At 63.0% G+C, this 15,575-nt stretch carries 16 protein-coding genes and 1 riboswitch; of the genes, 7 read left to right on the forward strand and 9 right to left on the reverse strand.

Annotated elements, in window-relative coordinates:
* Window positions 1–57: 57 nt before the first annotated feature.
* Entirely contained in the window at window positions 58–1,371 is a 1,314-nt protein-coding gene (locus tag H351_RS21970) for a D-alanyl-D-alanine carboxypeptidase family protein (RefSeq protein ID WP_029254980.1), read from the forward strand.
* Here H351_RS21970 and yhjD read toward each other — a convergent pair.
* The 7 genes from yhjD to H351_RS22005 form a co-directional block, all read right to left on the reverse strand.
* Window positions 1,368–2,402 carry an inner membrane protein YhjD gene (gene yhjD, locus H351_RS21975; RefSeq protein ID WP_020969131.1) on the reverse strand — a complete coding sequence of 345 codons (1,035 nt, stop codon included), beginning with the start codon at window positions 2,400–2,402 and terminating at the stop codon, window positions 1,368–1,370. The two genes, H351_RS21970 and yhjD, sit on opposite strands and share 4 nt — an antisense overlap.
* A 51-nt stretch (window positions 2,403–2,453) precedes the next feature.
* The gene (gene trpS, locus H351_RS21980; protein WP_003941025.1) at window positions 2,454–3,488 is read right to left on the reverse strand and encodes a tryptophan--tRNA ligase; all 1,035 of its coding nucleotides are present in this window, start codon (window positions 3,486–3,488) and stop codon (window positions 2,454–2,456) included.
* A gap of 26 nt (window positions 3,489–3,514) precedes the next feature.
* A complete protein-coding gene (locus H351_RS21985; RefSeq protein WP_029254979.1) occupies window positions 3,515–4,009 on the reverse strand; it encodes a barstar family protein in 495 nt (164 codons plus the stop codon).
* Complete coding sequence (locus H351_RS21990; RefSeq protein ID WP_029254978.1) at window positions 4,009–4,527, reverse strand: guanyl-specific ribonuclease; 519 nt, start codon at window positions 4,525–4,527, stop codon at window positions 4,009–4,011. Before H351_RS21990 ends, H351_RS21985 begins: the two co-directional genes overlap by 1 nt.
* Window positions 4,528–4,553: 26 nt before the next feature.
* Window positions 4,554–5,399 (reverse strand): exodeoxyribonuclease III, encoded by an 846-nt coding sequence (locus H351_RS21995; protein ID WP_080656710.1) that lies wholly within the window; start codon window positions 5,397–5,399, stop codon window positions 4,554–4,556.
* Between the two features lie 36 nt (window positions 5,400–5,435).
* Window positions 5,436–6,644, reverse strand: a complete 1,209-nt coding sequence (locus H351_RS22000; protein WP_420876474.1) for an MFS transporter — start codon at window positions 6,642–6,644, stop codon at window positions 5,436–5,438.
* A gap of 129 nt (window positions 6,645–6,773) precedes the next feature.
* Complete coding sequence (locus H351_RS22005) at window positions 6,774–7,997, reverse strand: NADP-dependent isocitrate dehydrogenase (RefSeq protein ID WP_019747659.1); 1,224 nt, start codon at window positions 7,995–7,997, stop codon at window positions 6,774–6,776.
* A 305-nt stretch (window positions 7,998–8,302) separates the two neighbouring features.
* A riboswitch (SAM riboswitch) is annotated at window positions 8,303–8,443 on the forward strand.
* 143 nt (window positions 8,444–8,586) lie between these two features.
* On the opposite strand from H351_RS22005, the gene H351_RS22015 reads away from it, so the two are divergent.
* The 4 genes from H351_RS22015 to H351_RS22030 all read left to right on the forward strand — a co-directional run bounded on the left by H351_RS22015 (window position 8,587) and on the right by H351_RS22030 (window position 13,568).
* Window positions 8,587–9,912, forward strand: a complete 1,326-nt coding sequence (locus H351_RS22015; RefSeq protein WP_051636466.1) for a bifunctional o-acetylhomoserine/o-acetylserine sulfhydrylase — start codon at window positions 8,587–8,589, stop codon at window positions 9,910–9,912.
* Window positions 9,909–11,045 carry a homoserine O-acetyltransferase MetX gene (gene metX / locus H351_RS22020; protein ID WP_021343641.1) on the forward strand — a complete coding sequence of 379 codons (1,137 nt, stop codon included), beginning with the start codon at window positions 9,909–9,911 and terminating at the stop codon, window positions 11,043–11,045. The genes H351_RS22015 and metX overlap by 4 nt, the downstream gene beginning before the upstream one ends.
* A 169-nt stretch (window positions 11,046–11,214) precedes the next feature.
* Window positions 11,215–12,993, forward strand: a complete 1,779-nt coding sequence (locus H351_RS22025; RefSeq protein WP_029254974.1) for a DEAD/DEAH box helicase — start codon at window positions 11,215–11,217, stop codon at window positions 12,991–12,993.
* Window positions 12,993–13,568: an SWIM zinc finger family protein gene (locus H351_RS22030; RefSeq protein WP_020969123.1), complete on the forward strand. Its 576-nt coding sequence runs from the start codon at window positions 12,993–12,995 to the stop codon at window positions 13,566–13,568. Before H351_RS22025 ends, H351_RS22030 begins: the two co-directional genes overlap by 1 nt.
* A gap of 5 nt (window positions 13,569–13,573) precedes the next feature.
* On the opposite strand, the gene H351_RS22035 is transcribed toward H351_RS22030, so the two are convergent.
* Together H351_RS22035 and H351_RS22040 are read right to left on the reverse strand one after the other, a co-directional pair.
* Window positions 13,574–13,858, reverse strand: a complete 285-nt coding sequence (locus tag H351_RS22035; RefSeq protein WP_003940740.1) for a DUF3017 domain-containing protein — start codon at window positions 13,856–13,858, stop codon at window positions 13,574–13,576.
* 5 nt (window positions 13,859–13,863) lie between these two features.
* Window positions 13,864–14,721 (reverse strand): bifunctional methylenetetrahydrofolate dehydrogenase/methenyltetrahydrofolate cyclohydrolase, encoded by an 858-nt coding sequence (locus tag H351_RS22040; RefSeq protein WP_007727401.1) that lies wholly within the window; start codon window positions 14,719–14,721, stop codon window positions 13,864–13,866.
* Window positions 14,722–14,785: 64 nt separating this feature from the next.
* Here H351_RS22040 and H351_RS22045 point away from each other — a divergent pair, with 64 nt between their 5' ends.
* On the forward strand, window positions 14,786–15,265 hold the full coding sequence (locus H351_RS22045) for a GNAT family N-acetyltransferase (protein WP_029254973.1): 480 nt from the start codon (window positions 14,786–14,788) through the stop codon (window positions 15,263–15,265).
* A 31-nt stretch (window positions 15,266–15,296) separates the two neighbouring features.
* Window positions 15,297–15,572, forward strand: a complete 276-nt coding sequence (locus tag H351_RS22050; RefSeq protein ID WP_020969121.1) for a DUF1905 domain-containing protein — start codon at window positions 15,297–15,299, stop codon at window positions 15,570–15,572.
* The last annotated feature ends 3 nt before the right edge of the window (window positions 15,573–15,575 follow it).

Here is a 15,575-nt window from a genome sequence, read left to right on the forward strand (position 1 = left end):
CCTCTGCTTGCGTGGCGATTCGGACGTTCCCTCACGTTCGCATACCCTCGTATATCGATGATGTGGCGTCGAAAGTGTGCAGTGGCAGTGGCCGGAACAGTGCTCTCAGGGAGCATTGCGTTTACCGGTGTCGTAGGGACCTCGGGAGTGGCCGGCGCCCAACCGGCCCCGCCGCCGCCCACCACCACCACCGAGGCACCGTTCACAACACCCAACACCGACAGCTGCCCGTTCACGAGTAGCCCGGCGCCGGCGATCGATCTCTCCGAAGCACCTGCGCCCGGATCCACGGCCCCGACTGCTGTCCCGATTCCGGAAAGCCCCGTCGGTGGAGACAAGCTCGGCGAGTGTGGCGTCGTACTTCCTGACGGCGCTCCCCCGCTCCCGGCCGACATCGCGGCATCCGGATGGGTACTCGCGGACGCCGAAACCGGTGAGGTCCTCGCCGCGAAAGATCCGCACGGTCGCTACCGACCGGCCAGCACCATCAAGATGCTGTTGGCTCTCGTCGCTCTCGACGAACTCGATCTCGACACCGAAATCACCGCAACTGCCGAAGATGCGGACGCTGAAGGTAGCGCTGTCGGCATCGGCAAGGGCGGCAAGTACACCAACCGGCAACTGATGCAGGGTCTGGTCATGGCGTCGGGAAACGATGCCGCGCACGCTCTTGCCCGCCAACTCGGCGGTGACGCTGCAGCCGTGTCGAAGATGAACGCGCTCGCGGCCGAACTCGGCGCCCTCGACACTCGCACGGCAACTCCATCCGGACTCGACGGCCCGGGGATGAGCAGCTCACCGTACGACCTGGCCGTAATCTTCCATACAGCCCTCCAGAATCCGACGTTTGCCGGACTGATCCATACCGAAACCGTCGAGTTTCCCGGCTTCCCGAAAGATCCGACGATTCCTGACGATCAGGACCGCCCCGGATTCACTCTCGCGAACGACAATCAGTTGCTCTACAACTACGACGGCGCATTGGGCGGCAAGACCGGCTTCACCGACGACGCCCGCCACACGTACGTCGGTGCTGCGGAGCGCAACGGCCGGAAACTACTGGTGACATTGATGGGCGGCGAAGCCAAGCCGATCCGTCCGTGGGAGCAGGCTGCCCGTCTACTCGACTACGGATATGCACTCCCCGCGAGCACAACCGTCGGCTCGTTGACGGACCGATCGACCGACGATGCCACGCCCGATGTCACTCGCACACCGTCTGCCGCTGCACCAGGCTCGATCTCGGCAGCACCCACTGCTACCGACACCGAGTCGGACACCACTGACCGCATCCTCATCGGTGCTGTCGGTGGAGTTGTGGTGATCGCGCTGGTGGCGGGAGCCGTTGCCCTGAACCGTCGAAGGCGCTAGCGCGGCCGACGGCGCATGAAGCCCGAAAGACCCAGGCCGGCAACCGCACCCGTGGCGATCAACGCAGCCACGCGAGACGGTGAAGCTCCGTCACTGACAACGATTCGCGGCGAGATCACGGCCGGATCCGGCGGCGGAACGAAGGCCAGAGCCATACTTTCCTTTGTCGTCGCCGCCCACGCCGTGCAGAACAGCAGCATCCTCGACGCAGTGAACACGAACACGAGCAAACCGATGATCGGGCCGAATGCCACGCCCGCCGGGCCACTGGTGACGGCCGCGAGGTAGATCGCACCGACCTGCTTGAAGATCTCGAATACGACCGCGGCGATAAGCGCTGCCTGCGCGGCGCTCCGCAGCGTGACAGGCTCGCGCGGTAGCCGGGCAATCACCCACAGGAACACCGCCCACGTCGCCAGGAGTGAGAGCAACAGTGAAACGACTCTGAGCCCCACACCGACACCGGTGATGTTCTCGAGGTTGAGCCATTTCACGATCTGAGTCGCAACCGGCCCGCTGCTCAGCGCCGACATTCCCAGTGAGACGACCATGGCGAGAGCCAGACCGATGAGGGCCCCTGCGTCACCGAGTTTGGTACGAACGAAACCCTTCGGCTCGCGCTTGCTCTCCCACATCGCCGTCAGCGCGTCGCGAACATTTGCCATCCAACCGAGACCCGCGTAGGCGGCACCCAGGAGACCGAAGATTCCGACGCTCGCGCGCGAGTCGATAGCCGAATCGATCAGCGTGTTGATGGTGTCACCCAAGCTGCCCGGAATGCTCTTGGTGATCTGCTCCTGAATCGACTCCAGGTACTCGGGATGCCCGGCCAATACGAAACCGGCCACTGCAAACGCGACCATCATGATCGGAATCAATGCGAGAACACTGAAGTACGTGATTCCCGCAGCGTAGTAATCGCCCTTTTGCTCTTGGAAACGTCCTGCGGCGCGAACCAGATGATCGAGCCAGGGTCGCGCTGCTCGTTGCTTCTCGAGAAAGCTCGGTGCGTCGTCGTCCGTGTCAGCCATTGCCGTCCCCCTCATGTTCGGTCAGGCGTCGTGAGTCCGAATTCGCGTAAGTCAGCCCTTCGGTGCCAGGAATCCGACCTTGTCATAGACAGCGGCGAGAGTGCGTGAAGACACCTCACGGGCGCGGTGCGCTCCAGCCGCGATGATGCGATCCAGCTCTGCCTCGTCGGCAAGGTAACCGTCGACCTTCGCCTTGAGTGGGGTGACGAACTCGGTCAACACATCAGCGGTATCGGTCTTGAGGTCGCCGTACCCCTTGCCCTCGTAACCGGCCACCAGAGTCTCGATCGGTACTCCCGAGAGAGCCGACTGAATGGTGAGCAGGTTGCTGACGCCCGGCTTGGCCTGCGGGTCGAAACGAATCTCGCGCTCGTTGTCGGTGACGGCCGACTTGATCTTCTTTGCCGACACCTTCGGATCGTCGAGCAGATTGATCAGTCCGGCCGCACTGGCGGCGGACTTGCTCATCTTGGCGGTTGGATCCTGCAGGTCGTAGATCTTTGCCGTGCCCTTGATGATCTGCGGCTCGGGAACAACGAACGCCTTGCCGTAGCGGGTGTTGAACCGGCCGGCCAGATCGCGTGCGAGTTCGAGGTGCTGACGCTGATCCTCACCCACCGGAACTCGCTGCGGGCGGTACAGAAGGATGTCCGCGGCCATCAGAACCGGATACGTGAACAAACCGACACTGGCGTTGTCGCTGCCTTGCTTGGCGGACTTGTCCTTGAACTGCGTCATACGGCTGGCTTCACCGAAACCGGTGATGCAGTTCAGGACCCACGCCAACTGTGCGTGCTCGGGAACCTGACTCTGTACGAACAGCGTCGCCCGATCCGGATCGATCCCCACCGCAAGAAGCTGAGCCACCGCAACCTTGGTGCGACGACGCAATTCCTTCGGGTCCTGCGTCACCGTGATGGCATGAAGATCCGGAATGAAGTAGAAAGCGTCGAAATCGTCCTGCAACGGAACCCACTGCTGCAGCGCACCCAGGTAGTTGCCGAGGTGGAAAGAATCCGACGTCGGCTGGATTCCGGAAAGCACGCGAGGCTTTGCGGTGGGCTTCTGTTCTGCAGGGGTCGACATGGTTCCGATCTTTTCACGAGTGGAAATCAGTGCAGTGGCGTGGTGCCCGGGTAGTCGAGTTCGACGAGGTCTTCACCGTGGGCGGTGAGGTCCTCCGCACCGAACTGGTAGACGGTCCGGAAAACGACGGGTTCCCATTCTTCGGTGTAGAAGTCCATCGTTTCGCGGAACCACTCCAACTGATCCTGTTGCTCGGACAGTAGAGAACCCGCACCTCGGATCACAACTACATATCCGGCGCCAAGTCCGAGTACGCCGTCGAGATCGCGCATGACATCGTCGAAAGCGTCTTTGTTGCGCCCGAAGTGGGACGGAAACTGGAAGGCTGCCGCGAACTCGTCGAAGACCTGCGCCGTTGTTCGCATGTTCTCGCCGCGAACCACCCGAACGACAAAATTCTCGCCACGGAGTTCACGTGCAAGATCATCTGCGACGGCCGGGTCGCTCCGCAGGGCCACTGAAGCCACATCCGAAGACGGATCCAGCCACTGCGCCACGCTGACCGTAGACGAGTCGGACATCAGCGAATCCTCACAAACGTGTCGTAGTGATCGAGGGTGTACCACGCCGAACCGTCGTTACCGGTGACGATTCGCTCGGCATCACGACCTTGGCCGTTTTTCTTCGCGTTGACGTCCCATTCCTGATAGACGACACGTCCGCCACCGGCACCGACAGCGGGCAGACGCCCTTCGCTGTTGCGGAAGGTGATGCCGCCCTTGGTGCCCGGCGCATTGGCGGAATCGGGCCACCGCCCGGCGTCGATCTCCACCAGCGTGGCGAGAACCCGCGCCGGCGCATCGCTGTTCGTCTGCTGCGTTGTCTTGACAGCGGAGCTCGAGGGCACGGAACTCGACGGCGCGGCCTTGGTGGTAGCACCCGGCTTGGCTTGAACAGTCGAGGACTGGGCACTCGAGGACTTCGCAACCGACGACGCCGAACTGTCGGAGTCACGTGAAGAAAGGGTTACCGCCAGTACGAGCGCCACCACCGCCACCACGACGGTGATGATGGCGTTGCGCGTCTTTGCGCTCGGCATTTTCAGACCTTCAGACATGCGCGTCCCTACCGGTACGAGACAGTGACAGGTGCGTGATCCGACCAACGGAGGTCGTAGGACTCAGCGCGTTCCACGAGCGCAACCTTGGCCCGCTCGGCGTATCCGCGGGTGGCAACCTGGTAGTCGATACGCCAACCCGAATCGTTGTCGAATGCCTTGCCGCGGTACGACCACCACGAGTACGGACCGTCGACACCCGGATGGAGGGTGCGGAAGACATCGACCCACGCGGAATCTTCGGCGAACAGCAGATCCATCCAGGCGCGCTCCTCGGGGAGGAATCCCGAAGACTTCTTGTTGGTCTTCCAGTTCTTGAGGTCGAGTTCGGTGTGCGCGATGTTCCAATCGCCGCTGACCACCACGTGACGATCGGCAGCCACGGCCGCCGCAGCGGTGGAGGCGAGGTGAACTGCGAAGGACGCCATGAACCGCTCCTTCTCCTCCTGCTTCGGCGTGAGCGCCTCACCGGAGGGCAGGTACAGGCTCGCGACGGTCAGATCCGCGAAGTCGGCTTCGATGTATCGACCGGCGTCGAGAAACTCGTCGTCGCCGTGACCGATCCGCACCGCGTCAGGTTCCGTGCGTGAAAGCACAGCGACTCCGTTGCGTCCCTTCGCGGACGGCTCGGCGGAGACGAGGAACCATCCGTTGCCGAGCGCTGGTTCGAGAGTCTCGCGAAGCTGATCGTCCGACGCACGCGTTTCCTGAAGGCAGATGAAATCCGCCGACGTCTTCTCCAGCCAATCGAGCATGCCCTTGCGGGCAGCTGCTCGAACGCCGTTGACGTTCACGGACGTGATGGTGTGGGGCGCAAGAATGTGGGAGTCAGCAGTTTGTGGCACGGCAAGCACCGTAGCCGATTCCACCGACGCGGATGGGCGCCCAGGTCAGCGCACGGCCCTACGCTGCAGAATCACCGCAGCCGCCAGCACGACGAGACCCGCGACGGCCAGCAACGACCCAACCGCTGCCGGTGCGGTATACCCGTAACCGGCAGCGATGACGACGCCGCCGATCCACGCTCCGAAGGCATTGGCGATGTTCAGCGCGGCGTGATTGAGAGACGCAGCCAAGGTCTGAGCGTCCTCGGCGACATCCATCAACCGTGTTTGAAGGCCAGGAACCATCGAGGACCCGGCAAGCCCGATGAGGAAGACGAAGACAAGCGCCGTGTACGGATTGCGCACGGCGATCACGAAGACCGCGAGGATCACCACGAGGGATCCCATCGACAGGAACAAACCCTTCATCAGCGCGCGATCCGCGAGGTATCCACCGACGAAGTTGCCGGCGACCATGCCCAGTCCGTACAGCATGAGCGCCAGAGGAACGAACGAAGCACCGAGACCGGACACGTCGGTGAGCGTCGTACTGACGTAGGTGTAGACGGCAAACATCCCGCCGAATCCGACCATTCCCACGATCAGGGTCATCCACACCTGAACGCGGCCCAGTGCCCCGAGTTCGGTGATCGGATTCGTCACCGGCATACCGTCCAACCGCGGAATCCAGACGAACAGCGAAGCAACCGTTGCCACCCCGATCACGGCCACCAAGGCGAAGGCGCTGCGCCAGCCGAGTGCCTGGCCGATCCAGGCCGCGACCGGCACCCCGATCACATTGGCCACGGACAGACCCATCATCACCATCGCCACGGCCTTCGCGCGTTTACCTGGTTCGGCCAAATGAGCGGCGACCAGTGCGGCGACTCCGAAGTACGCGCCGTGCGGCAATCCGGCGACGAATCGAGCCATCATCAGCGTCGTGTACGAGGGCGCAAAGACCGAAGCGGCATTGCCGACGGTGAATGCGACCATGAGTGCGATCAACAGGGTGCGGCGCGGTACCCGTGCGGTGAGAGCAGCGATCAGCGGAGCACCGACGACAACCCCGAGCGCGTACGCCGAGATCACGTGACCCGCGATGGGTTCCGAGACGCCGAGCCCGGATGCCATTTCCGGGAGCAATCCCATGGCGACGAACTCGGTTGTGCCGATACCGAAACCGCCGAGGGCAAGAGCGAGCATCGCTGGACCTCTGGCGGAACGAACCCCGGGTGTCGAGGTGTCAGAACGGGAGAGGGTAGACGAAGTCACTGATCAATTGTGGTCTCACACCTGGTTGAACTTCCAAGTGAGAGCGGGTGAGTTCACTCACGTGAGACCGCGAACACAAATGGGACGCCCGGTTTCCCGGACGTCCCATCAGAAGGTGAAACAGTGAATCTACTTCGCGGCCATGGCCTTCTGCAGGTTCACGTCGAGTGCACCGAGGAACTCCTCGGTGGTCAGGTAGCCCTGATCGCCGCCGACCAGCATCGAGAGGTCCTTGGTCATCTGGCCGCTTTCGACGGTCTTGATGACAACGTCTTCGAGCGCCTGCGCGAAGCCGATGACCTCAGGGGTGCTGTCGAGCTTGCCACGATGCTCGAGCCCGCGGGTCCACGCGAAGATGGACGCGATCGGGTTGGTCGAGGTGGGCTTGCCCTGCTGGTGCTGACGGTAGTGACGCGTCACGGTGCCGTGAGCAGCCTCTGCCTCACAGGTCCTTCCGTCCGGTGTCAGCAGAACCGACGTCATGAGGCCGAGCGAGCCGAAGCCCTGGGCCACGGTGTCGGACTGGACGTCGCCGTCGTAGTTCTTGCATGCCCAGACGTATCCACCCTCCCACTTGAGTGCGGAAGCGACCATGTCGTCGATGAGGCGGTGCTCGTAGGTCAGACCTGCGGCATCGAACTCAGCCTTGAACTCGGTCTCGTAGACGTGCTGGAAGATGTCCTTGAAGGCACCGTCGTACGCCTTGAGAATGGTGTTCTTGGTGGACAGGTACACCGGGTAGTTCTGCTGCAGTCCGTAGGTGAGCGACGCGCGAGCGAAGTCACGGATGGACGTGGTGAAGTTGTACTGCCCCTGGACGACGCCGCCCTCTTCGGGGAAGTTGACCAGTTCGTGCTCGATCGGTGCGCTGCCGTCCTCAGGCGTGTAGGTGATCATCACCTTGCCGGGGCCGGGGACCTTGAAGTCTGTGGCGCGGTACTGGTCGCCGAATGCGTGACGGCCGATGATGATCGGCTTGGTCCAGCCCGGAACGAGTCGCGGAACGTTGGAGATGATGATCGGTGCGCGGAAGATCGTGCCGCCGAGAATGTTGCGGATCGTTCCGTTCGGGGAACGCCACATCTTCTTGAGACCGAATTCCTCGACACGTGCCTCGTCCGGCGTGATCGTGGCGCATTTGACGCCGACGCCGTGCTTCTGGATCGCGTGCGCTGCGTCGATGGTGACCTGGTCGTCGGTCTCGTCGCGGTACTCGATACCGAGGTCGTAGTACTCGAGGTTCACATCGAGATACGGATGGATCAACTTGTCTTTGATGAACTGCCAGATAATGCGCGTCATCTCATCGCCGTCGAGTTCGACGACGGTGCCCTCAACCTTGATTTTGGACATGGGTGCTTCGCGTCCTCCTAGGAAGTTTCCCTGGTTACACGGTTGCGGTCACACTTTGTGAGTGGGTCCGCGAACGGTTCGATTATCAAACCTAGACGGTGTGGACTGATCTCGGGAGATGAGTCCCAAACAAGACAAGCGTACTGCTAACCCGTGAGGCCGCAACCGGCAGGTCCACCCATCGGTCTCTACTCGCGAGTAACTTTTTCCTGCTAGTGGGCTGCGTCGCTCTGTCTCGCGTGCGGTTGCGGCTCACAATTCGCCCCGCGTCAGGACTGCGCTCACTTCCCGGTAGAATCCGACTTGGTCATGAGTGTCAGCGTCAAGCCCCGGCTCGCTGGACGGCAACCCTCCAACCGCGGTGGGGTGCCCCGGGTGATGACCAGGTTTCCCGACGTGGATCTGCTCACGCAGTTCCACCGCAATTCGGGTGACAAGCGCGGGTCCGACAGGGACGGACCCCAGACCGGGCCGAGCCCCACGGAGGTAACTCAGTATGTGTCGCACTTGTAGATAGACCCCAGCACGGGGCGGCGATCCTTCGCCCCCGTCCGACATCTATCCGTCAGACCACTGGAGTGAACAAATCATGACCGACAACACAGCCGACGGCGCAGCAACTTCTGATCCGACCGCGAACTGGTCGTTCGAGACCAAGCAGGTGCACGCCGGGCAGACAGCGGACACCGCCACCAATGCGCGCGCTCTGCCGATCTACCAGACCACCAGCTACGTCTTCGACAGCACCGATCACGCTGCGGCACTGTTCGGCCTCGCCGAGCCTGGCAACATCTACACGCGGATCATGAATCCCACACAGGACGCCGTCGAGCAGCGCATCGCCGCCCTCGAAGGCGGAGTCGCCGCACTCCTCCTCTCCTCGGGTCAGGCTGCCGAAACCATCGCGATCCTCAACATCGCCGAAGCCGGCGACCACATCGTCTCGAGCCCGTACCTGTACGGCGGCACGTACAACCTCTTGCATTACACCCTTCGCAAGCTGGGCATCGAAGTCACCTTCGTCGAGGATCCCGACGATCTCGAGCAGTGGCGCGAAGCCATTCGCCCGAACACGAAGGCGTTCTACGGCGAGACGATCGCCAATCCCAAGAACCACATTCTCGACCTCCCCGGTATCTCGTCGTTGGCCCACGAGAACGGTCTTCCGTTGATCGTGGACAACACTGTCGCGACGCCGTACCTGCTCCGCCCACTCGAACACGGCGCCGACATCGTCGTTCACTCCGCCACCAAATACCTTGGCGGACACGGCACCGCGATCGCCGGCGTCATCGTCGACGGTGGCACCTTCGACTGGACGCAGGGTCGCCACTCGAACTTCACGACGCCTGACCCCAGCTATCACGGCGTCACCTTCGCAGACCTCGGCGCGCCGGCATTCGCACTCAAGGCGCGCGTCCAACTGCTGCGCGATCTCGGCTCCGCCGTGGCGCCGTTCAACGCGTTCCTCATCGCGCAGGGCATCGAAACCCTGAGCCTGCGCATCGAGCGCCACGTGTCCAATGCCCAGAAGGTCGCCGAATTCCTCGACGGCCACGGCGAGGTGGCCTCCGTTTCCTACGCGGGACTCCCCACCTCGCCATGGTTCGAACGCGGAAAGCAGCTGACGCCCAAGGGAACCGGCGCCATCGTCACCTTCGAGCTGCCCGGAGGTATCGATGCGGGCAAGACGTTCGTCAACGCCCTGACGCTGCACAGCCACGTCGCCAACATCGGTGACGTTCGCTCACTCGTCATCCACCCCGCCTCGACGACACACTCGCAGCTCACCCCCGAAGAGCAGCTCGCCTCCGGTGTCACGCCCGGACTCGTCCGCCTCGCGGTCGGTATCGAAGGAATCGACGACATCCTCGCCGATATCACCGTCGGCCTGGCTGCGGTGGCAAACTCGTGACCGTGAACGAATTGGAGCCCAGGATCGACCTCCTTCCCCCGCCCGACGGCCAGGTGGGGTTCGTCGACATCGGCGCCCTGGAACTCGAGAGCGGCGCGGTACTCCCCTCGGTTTCGCTCGCCGTTCAGCGGTGGGGTGAGCTGTCCCCGAACCGCGACAACGTCGTACTCGTCGAGCACGCACTGACCGGAGACTCACACGTCACCGGACCGATCTCCGCAAATCAGCCCTCCCCCGGCTGGTGGAACGGGATGGTTGGGCCGGGCGAACCGATCGACACCGGCGAATGGTGCGTCATCGCAACCAATGTCCTCGGTGGTTGTCGCGGCACGACCGGTCCTAGTTCGCTGGCCGACGACGGCAAGCCGTGGGGCAGCAGGTTCCCGGAGATCTCCATCCGGGATCAGATCGCGGCGGAGAAGAAGCTCGTCGATCTCCTCGGGATCGACCAGTTGGCCTCGGTAGTCGGCGGATCCATGGGCGGGATGCGCACCCTTGAATGGGCAGTTTCCTACCCGGACAGCATTCGCTCCGCGTTGGTTCTCGCAACCGGTTCACGGGCCACTGCAGATCAGATCGGCACCCAGACGACGCAGATCGCTGCCATCGTCTCCGATCCGGATTGGCAGGGCGGTGACTACCACGGAACGGGGCGGGCACCTCGCGCCGGACTCGGCATCGCCCGTCGCATCGCGCACCTGACGTACCGCACCGAGTCCGAACTGGATGCGCGCTTCGAGAACTCCGCTCAGAACGACGAAAATCCTTGGAACGGTGGACGATACGCCGTCCAGAGTTACCTGGAACATCAGGCAGACAAGCTGGTCGACCGCTTCGACCCGAGCACGTACGTCCTCCTGACCGAAGCCATGAACCGGCACGACATCGGTCGTGGACGCGGCGGCGTTGCAGCGGCGTTGGCATCGATCACGGCGCCGGTCGTCGTGGGCGGCGTGGACTCGGATCGGCTGTATCCCCTTCGTTTGCAAGAGGAGATCGCGGACGGCATTTCGACGTGCACGGGCCTCGAGATTCTCAAGTCCAGAGACGGCCATGACGGCTTCCTGACGGAGGCGGACGCTGTCGCCGGACTGCTTCGCCGAACGATGGAGTTCGCACGCACGGCCCGCTGATCCGGCACAGAGGCACAATTTCAGGATCCGTCAATGTCGGGAAAACCACAGCTGATCTGCAGGTTTTCCCGACATTTTCATTGGCGTACCTGAGCCGGCGCGGCTAGCATCGGCGAACGTGAATCAGCCGTGCTCGACGCGCCTGCAGGCTACGTACATTCCCGAGCACATGTCCTTCGCGTTCTGGGGTGACCCAGATCCGGCAGCGCGCCTGTCGGCGATGGGGATGCCGACCGGGTCGCCGGGCATCTGCCGGCTGGCGATCCCGGTCCACGAGTCGATCACAGCGACCGACGTCGAAGCGCAACTGCTCGACCTCGCCACCGCGATCGACGCCTTGCACACCCTCGATGCACGTCGCGACGACCTCGGACCGTCGTTGCTCGCATGGAAGCGCGTCATCGACACCGGCGCACATGACATTCCGACTGCAGCGCATGCCGCGATCGAGCGCGACGACACGAAAATCAGAAGCGCCCGGTCCACGGTGCGGTTGTTCACGGAAGCGCGCGCAGCCGTGGAGAGTCTTCGCCGAGCAAAGATTCAGGCGACATTGCGCCCGTATCAAGTGCACGGAGTTGCCTGGCTGACTGCACTGTCGGGTTCGGGCGGTGGAATCCTCGCCGACGAGATGGGTTTGGGCAAGACACTGCAAGCGATTTCGATGATCGCGATCCGCGCCGACGACGGTCCACACCTGGTTGTGTGTCCCACCTCGGTCATCGGAAACTGGCGCCGCGAGATCGAGCGATTCGCTCCGCATCTGCCACTGCACGTTCATCACGGGACCGCTCGCGCACTTCCCACTCGTGTTCCTGCCGGCGCCACGGTGCTGACCAGCTACAGCGTCTTGCGTTCCGACGCAGACCAATTGGCCCCGATCCATTGGAGTTCAGTGGTCTTCGACGAGGCACAGCAGATCAAGAACCCCTCTTCGCTGGCAGCCAAAGCAGCAATGCAGTTGTCGGCCGACGTCAAGGTAGCGATGACCGGCACGCCGGTGGAGAACCGTCTCGAAGAATTGTGGTCGCTCTTTCGCGTCGCCAATCCCGAAGTCCTCGGAACTCGCGCACGGTTTCGTCAACGCTTTGCCGTACCGATCGAATCCGGTCGATCGGCCACCGCGGCGACCAGGCTTGCCGCGGTCATCGATCCGTTCATTCTGCGCAGAACCAAAGACACAGTGGCCAAGGATCTTCCGCCCAAGCAATTTTCCACCGTCTCGTGCACTCTGACGTCGGAACAGGCGCGCATCTATCGGTCTGCAGTTGCAGATGCTTTCGACACCGGTTTGGGTACGGGAATTGCCCGGCGCGGCAATATCCTTGCACTGCTGACCACCCTCAAGCAGGTATGCAATCATCCGGCGCAGGTCACCGGCGATACGGATGACCTCTACGGAAGATCCGGAAAGCTCGACCGCGCAACGGAAATGATCGCCGAGATCGTCGACGACGGCGATCGCGCGCTGATATTCACGCAGTACCGGACGATGGGCGAGATGCTCTCGCGGCACCTGGGCTCCGAGTTGGGAATCGGCGCAATCCCGTTCCTTCACGGCGGCCTGAACACCGACAAGCGCGACGCGATGGTCGACGCATTCCAGAACGACACGGATTCACCACCGGTTCTGATTCTGAGCTTGCGCGCCGCCGGCTTCGGCCTCAACCTCACGCGCGCAAGTCACGTCGTGCACTACGACCGGTGGTGGAACCCAGCCGTCGAGGATCAAGCAACCGACCGGGCACACCGCATCGGCCAGAAGCGCACCGTCAACGTCCACACCTTGGTGACGGGCGGTACCGTCGAGGATCACATCGCAGCGATGCACGAGTCCAAACGAGCTGTGGCCGATGCTGTTTCCGGGAACGTCGAGGCCGCCCTGGCCGATCTCCCTGACACCGAACTGCGTGAACTCCTCGAACTCGACGGCGCGGTGATCATCTGATGGCCAACGAATTCGGTGTCACCGCTTGGGGTCGAGCATGGCTGCGCACGGTGGAGCGGACTGCGGCATCCGGTCCGAACCCGTCCCTGCCGACGGCTCGTACCCTCGCACGCAACGGTTCCGTGGAGTTCACCGTGGTCTCATCGGGGACCGTCGTCGCGGAGGTGAGCACCAAAGCAAAAACCTCGTCGGTGACAATTTCTGTCCCGCTCTGGACCAAATCCGAAATCGCCGCAGTGAAGAGCCTTCTCCGTTCGGCGGGAAAGGCCAACAGATCCGTCTCCACCGGCGAACTGCCGGACAGCATCGTCACCGAACTGCAGGCTCGAAATATCGCAGTAGCCGTTGATCTTTCGGAGTGCACTGCCAGCTGCGACTGCTCAGGTCGACGCTCGCCGTGCGTTCACCATCTCGCCGCGATCTACGCCCTGGCCGGGCGAATCGACGAGGAACCTGCACTTGCGGTGACGCTGCGAAGTGCACCGGTCAAGGCTGGAAAGAAGTCGACATCCACAGATTCACCGGAGTGGATCCCCTTGAGTGATATCGACATTCGCTCGTTCTACGGGGACTGATCTTCTCAGTCGGTGCCGAGCGGATCGATGGTCAGGGCGAGCGTCGCGATCAACACACCCATCACACCCATCGCCGCAGTGTCGAAGACCCTTCCGCGCACCGCGAGCAACCCCACACGATTCTCGGGAACGAACCACCGAGCGGCAGCTCCGATGATGACGGCAACACCGAAGACGAGGGCGCCGCGACGCCACCGGTCGGCCAGCACGAGAACCACGGCCGCCGCGATCACGGCGAGGACCGCGAGCATGGGCAGATTCTTCTTCGCGAGGCCGACCAGTGAGGACATCGGACTCAGACTCCGGCCAGAACCCGCTCGGCGCGCTCGACCACGTTGGTGATCAGGAACGCGCGGGTCAGCGGTCCGACACCACCGGGATTGGGTGAGACGAAGCCGGCGACCTCGTTCACGTCGGCTGCCACGTCGCCGCGCAGGCCGTCGTCGGTGCGACTGACGCCGACGTCGAGGACCGCTGCTCCGGGCTTGACCATGTCTGCGGTGATGAGGCCGGGAACGCCGGCGGCAGCGACGATGATGTCGGCGCGGCGAACCTCGGCCGCGAGATCGCGGGTACCGGTGTGGCAGAGCGTGACCGTCGCGTTCTCGCTACGACGCGTCAGCAGCAATCCGATCGGACGACCGACCGTGACGCCGCGTCCGACAACCACCACGTGTGCACCGGCAATCGGGACCTCGTAGCGACGCAGAAGGTGGAGGATTCCACGTGGGGTGCACGGCAGCGGGGCTTCCTTGCCCAACACCAGTCGACCGAGGTTGACCGGATGCAAGCCGTCGGCATCCTTGTCGGGGTCGATACGCTCGAGGGCCGCGTTCTCGTCGAGGTGCTTGGGGAGCGGCAACTGCACGATGTAGCCGGTGCACTCGGGATTGGCATTGAGCTCGTCGATCGTCGCGTTGAGCTGTTCCTGCGTGATGTCGGCAGGCAGGTCGCGTCGCAAAGAATTGATACCGACCTTGGCGCAGTCGTTGTGCTTGCCGCGCACGTAAGCCGCGGATCCCGGGTCGTCGCCCACCAGGATGGTGCCCAAGCCGGGTGTGATGCCCTCTGCCTTCAGAGCGCTCACCCGCACCTTCAGGTCTTCGAAGATTTCGTCGCGGGTAGCTTTGCCGTCGAGGATCGTTGCAGTCACGGCGACCATTGTTCCAGGTTAGGGTCGATGAGTGACAACGGCTCCGGAACTACGCGGCCCGAGGGTGCTCCTCTCCCCCGTCGCGCCCGATCATCACGCCCGTCTGCGGGCAATTCACCTGCACCCGGACGTCGTGCAGTGGTGGCAAAATCCCGACGACGACTGGCCTGCAGCGCCGGAGGCCGGCACCACGCGCTACAGCATCTTCTACGGCGACCACCTGATCGGCTTCATCCAGTGGTACGAGGCGGAGGACAATCCCGACTTCCGCCACGCCGGGCTCGACTTGTTCCTCGATCCCGACTTTCACAGCCAAGGGTTCGGTCGCGAATCGATTCGGGTGCTGTGTGCCCACCTGATCGACGACCTCGCATTCCACCGTCTGGTCATCGACCCGGAAATCGACAACTCCGTCGCCATCGCTTGCTACCGATCGGTGGGGTTCAAAGACGTCGGGGTGATGCGCGAGTACTCGCGAGATCGCCATGGTGTGTGGAAGGACGGACTGCTGATGGATCTGCTCGCACGGGAATTCATCCGCTGATCACAAGGTACGACCCGAAGGGACAGTCATCATGTTGCTGGACAAGGAATTCACGGCCACCTTGCAGAAGAGTGACGCCAAGGGTGGGTGGACCTACGTGATCTGGCCGGAGTCCGCCGAGTTCTTCGGCACCCGCGGCCTGGTCAAGGTACGCGGGACGATCGACGGACATCCGTTCCAGAGTTCGTTCATGGCGCTGGGAGACGGCAACCACAAGCTGCCGGTCAAAGCCGATCTTCGCAAAGCCATCGGCAAGGAGACCGGCGAGATGGTGACAGTGCGCCTCGAGGAGCGCGTGGAGAGCTAGGCG

The organism is Rhodococcus erythropolis R138 (assembly GCF_000696675.2).
Classification (GTDB): Bacteria; Actinomycetota; Actinomycetes; order Mycobacteriales; family Mycobacteriaceae; genus Rhodococcus_F; species Rhodococcus_F erythropolis.

Excerpts from the sequence above, each read along its gene's own strand:
- H351_RS22015 (WP_051636466.1), top strand. The coding sequence starts at position 8,587 with ATGACCGACAACACAGCCGACGGCGCAGCAACTTCTGATCCGACCGCG.
- trpS (WP_003941025.1), bottom strand. The coding sequence starts at position 3,488 with ATGTCGACCCCTGCAGAACAGAAGCCCACCGCAAAGCCTCGCGTGCTT.
- H351_RS22035 (WP_003940740.1), bottom strand. The coding sequence starts at position 13,858 with ATGTCCTCACTGGTCGGCCTCGCGAAGAAGAATCTGCCCATGCTCGCG.
- yhjD (WP_020969131.1), bottom strand. The coding sequence starts at position 2,402 with ATGGCTGACACGGACGACGACGCACCGAGCTTTCTCGAGAAGCAACGA.
- H351_RS21985 (WP_029254979.1), bottom strand. The coding sequence starts at position 4,009 with ATGTCCGACTCGTCTACGGTCAGCGTGGCGCAGTGGCTGGATCCGTCT.
- H351_RS22005 (WP_019747659.1), bottom strand. The coding sequence starts at position 7,997 with ATGTCCAAAATCAAGGTTGAGGGCACCGTCGTCGAACTCGACGGCGAT.
- H351_RS22030 (WP_020969123.1), top strand. The coding sequence starts at position 12,993 with ATGGCCAACGAATTCGGTGTCACCGCTTGGGGTCGAGCATGGCTGCGC.
- H351_RS22050 (WP_020969121.1), top strand. The coding sequence starts at position 15,297 with ATGTTGCTGGACAAGGAATTCACGGCCACCTTGCAGAAGAGTGACGCC.
- H351_RS22025 (WP_029254974.1), top strand. The coding sequence starts at position 11,215 with ATGTCCTTCGCGTTCTGGGGTGACCCAGATCCGGCAGCGCGCCTGTCG.
- H351_RS21970 (WP_029254980.1), top strand. The coding sequence starts at position 58 with ATGATGTGGCGTCGAAAGTGTGCAGTGGCAGTGGCCGGAACAGTGCTC.
- H351_RS21990 (WP_029254978.1), bottom strand. The coding sequence starts at position 4,527 with ATGCCGAGCGCAAAGACGCGCAACGCCATCATCACCGTCGTGGTGGCG.